Annotated in this window: 2 protein-coding genes; both read right to left on the minus strand. The window is 35.8% G+C overall.

Translation table 11 applies throughout. The features are described from left to right. Positions 1–162: 162 nt before the first annotated feature. The gene (locus BHE89_RS12250; protein WP_069367115.1) at positions 163–2,676 is read right to left on the minus strand and encodes a PEP/pyruvate-binding domain-containing protein; all 2,514 of its coding nucleotides are present in this window, start codon (positions 2,674–2,676) and stop codon (positions 163–165) included. Further along, a complete protein-coding gene (locus BHE89_RS25660) occupies positions 2,660–2,902 on the minus strand; it encodes a phosphatase PAP2 family protein (protein WP_286146096.1) in 243 nt (80 codons plus the stop codon). Before BHE89_RS25660 ends, BHE89_RS12250 begins: the two co-directional genes overlap by 17 nt. Between the last annotated feature and the right edge of the window lie 701 nt (positions 2,903–3,603).

Genomic DNA, 3,603 nt, shown 5'->3' on the forward strand with positions numbered 1-3,603 from the left:
GCACCATCTGCTTATAAGGTAGACATTAATACTAATAATAGCGATAAATATGACAGAATAATAAAATAATCAACTAATATTTTATTATATAAAAAAATTAAAAAAAGCATCAGGAAAGATGCTTTTTTTAATTTCACAGCAATGATTTTATTTATTCCATTATTAAGATAAGATCTCTATTATTCCTTTTTGTCCATCAACTCTGACTCTTTGACCATTTTGCAACATATTTAATACATTACGTACACCCATTACAGCAGGCAATCCTAACTCTCGGGCCGTAACCGCACCATGGGACAGAGGACCACCACTTTCTGTAATGATGCCAGATGCTCGATAAAAGAGTGCCGTCCAAGCAGGGTTAGTTGTTCTAGCAACTAAAATGGCATTCTGAGGAAATTCGGCAAAATTCTCTGGACCATAAACAAGATAAACTTCACCTTCAATAACTCCAGCACTGCCTGCCAGTCCTTTTAATTGATGCGCATTTGTATTTAGCTCATTACAACTCTCTTCACCATAGACCCATTGTGGTGTGACTGATTTTGCTTTTAGATATCCTGCCTTATTTTGGTATATATGATGGCGTAGCTGATTCCACTCAGTGGGATTATCTGCAAGAATTGCGTTAGCTAAAGGTTGTTCATTAGCAAAATAAATATCCATAGGGTTATCTAAAACACTGCGAATAACTAATCTTTCACCTAATGCTTTTAATCCACGACGCATAGGTAGTGCGAGTCGAGTTGTTTGATAATGTTCTAGATCATCTAATGCAGTATAAACGCGCGCTAACCGAATTATTTCTTGTAAAAAGAAACGTAATTCTTCAGGAGCATCCGAAATAATTGAAAATTCAGTTTCTGACTGTAGAATTTTTTTACTTAATGGGTCATCTGTTTGTTTATCATCAGCTAAATCAGCCATTGCTTTAATCTGAGTTAATACAATATGTGGAGCATCCAACCATGTTGGATGATAGGCATCAAAATCTAATTCTCGATGTCCATGATTTGCCAAAAATAATGAGAACTGCTGGTAAAAATGGGGATCGCATTCCTCGATTTCTTGCATAATCTTTTCTGGAACAAGAGATGCTATAAGATTAAGAAGTTTTGGTTGATGACGAACATAGCGAGAAAGTGCCCAAAGTTCAGCATTCACTTGTCCCGTTTTAGTTTCAGACATAGCAATTAAGTTATCGAATGCGGTATGAGCATATTTTTCTTCTTTAAAGAAGAGCTTTAGCAATGCCATCAATGCAGAGTAGAGTGAACGCTGAGTTAAGGATATGGCAATATTAGGTAAAAAATAGTCAGCACCTAACTTATTAATTCTTTGCACATAATCCCATAATTGAGACAAATTTTTATCCTGTAATGGTTCATTCATCAATGCACCAATAGAGATTAAATATTTATCTAAATCGCGCATCCAAGTAATAGGTAATTCTTGCACCCAACTGAATTTTTGTGCAATTTCAGGCAAAGATTTTAACAAGGTAGGCAAATCATTCATCATTGATGTGGGGAGCCGGTTACTATACAAGGAAACCGCATTTTGGTTGCCATAGATATAATAACCTTGTACCCCGAACCATTTGCCATTAAATGACGGAAGTCCCATAAGATTAAGGCTAAAGTTTAATGATGAATGAAAACCAGCTTCACACATATCCCATGTTAATGGCGTTATAGGATTAGGAAACCTTTCTGCTGATTCTTCTCTTGTCCAAATGGGAGCAATTTGTGTCACATTACGCGATTGTAAAAGCCATAATTTACCATCGTGAAATGCCCACTCAATATCTTGCGGAAAATCAAAATATTTTTCGGCTGAGATAGCGAGCTCAGCGACTTGTTTACACTGCTCTGGCGTTAAAGAGGGGATAGATTGATTTTGGGGTTCAAGTGGCAAAATTTCAGTGCCATTATCAATCATCACAATGGCATTTGTTTTTTGAGCAATAGTTGTCTGTTTTATTTCTAAACTTTCTCTATCAATAAGAAATTCATCGACAGGATCTTCACCTGCAACAACGGTTTCACCTAAACCAAAGGCTGCATTAATTAATACCGTAGAAAGAGAACCTTGAACCGGATCAACAGAAAAAGCGACACCTGCGGCTTCTTGTTTTTGAACATTTATCATTCTTTGTAATACAACAGCCATTGATGCTTGAGTGTGTGGCAAATTTAAATGTTGGCGATAAAGCATAACGTGAGTATGCCATAAAGAGGCATAGCATTGGCGAATAGCATCGAGCAAATGAGATAACGTTTTAATACCTAATAAGGTGTCATGTTGACCAGCAAAAGCAGCGCCAGGCATATCTTCTAATGTCCCAGAAGATCTGACGGCTAAAGCAGTATCATTTAATTGGAGTTCATTGAGTCTTGAACTTAAAGAGTGAATTAATTCCTCTGGCATAGAAGCTTGTAAAATTAAATGGCGAATATTTTTACTAATGACTTCAAGTTCTTGCTTTTTTTCTGATAATAAACGATTGATTTCAGGTAGTAAGGGCGTGATGAATAATTGGTAAGCTTGGCAAGAAAGAATTAAACCATCAGGGACAGGTAATGATTGAATTGTTTTTGCTAAACTTGCGCCTTTACCTCCGCTAATAGAGACTTCAGAAGCGATTGGCTCGTTAATTTTATAAATGAGTTCCATATTCGACCTTATTATTTTTACAAGTGATATAAAGCACGCATAATGCAAGTAAGGTACCGACAATAACATCAATACCATAATGGTAATGTAAATATACGGTTGCCAAGATTAGTCCTATTAGAATAGGAAATAAACAATATGCTGTTTTTCGATAACCAGAAAAAAATAGAAAAAAACCAACAAAGATAAAAGTGTGATCCCCTGTATGTAATGAAGGAAAAGACATCCATTCCAGTAATACCTTTATCAACGAGATCTGTCAGAAATAGAGTCATAGAACCAAAGTGAACGGGATAACTAAAATCAGAAGGAAATGCAGCGTAAGGGCCTGCGGCTGGAATCGAAAAGTAGCCTATAAAACCAAAAAAAATACATTAGCATTAAGCCAAAAAAAATAGTTTTTAGTCAGTATACTATTTCGACTAAAAAAAGAAGAAAAGGGCGCTACCAATAATCAAAAAGTAGAAACTAAAATAGCAAAAGGAAAGGAATTCACTTAGCCAACCAGACTGCAAAGAAATAGTCCATTCTGGTTAGCTTTTCCCGAACCATAGGAGTTTATCTAGATGATATAAAATATCATCAAAATTCCATTGGTATAAACCATAGCGAATTGATTTAAACAGCGGGAAAATAGTCCAACAAGTAATCAGCTGTAATAAACCAAACCAATAGAATCGAGACTGAAAGGGAGCGTGTTGTGTTTTGTATCCAACAAAAATGAGCAACACCCATAAAAAGAAGCCGAAAAATATGGGGAACAACATTTCTGTCTGCATCGTTAACCAACTTCCATAAGTTCCCAAAGCCCAAATAATAAATAGTTGTAGAGAAAATAAATGGTTAAAAAGCATCCTGGCTTTAGTGGTTAACATATTTGAGCGCCTTTCTTCCTTATTAAGATAAAACCGAATAATGCACTAGCTA

Origin of the sequence: Shigella sp. FC1967 (assembly GCF_001743005.1) — a bacterium.
Lineage (GTDB): Bacteria > Pseudomonadota > Gammaproteobacteria > Enterobacterales > Enterobacteriaceae > Proteus.

Excerpts from the sequence above, each read along its gene's own strand:
- BHE89_RS12250 (WP_069367115.1), bottom strand. The coding sequence starts at position 2,676 with ATGGAACTCATTTATAAAATTAACGAGCCAATCGCTTCTGAAGTCTCT.
- BHE89_RS25660 (WP_286146096.1), bottom strand. The coding sequence starts at position 2,902 with ATGTCTTTTCCTTCATTACATACAGGGGATCACACTTTTATCTTTGTT.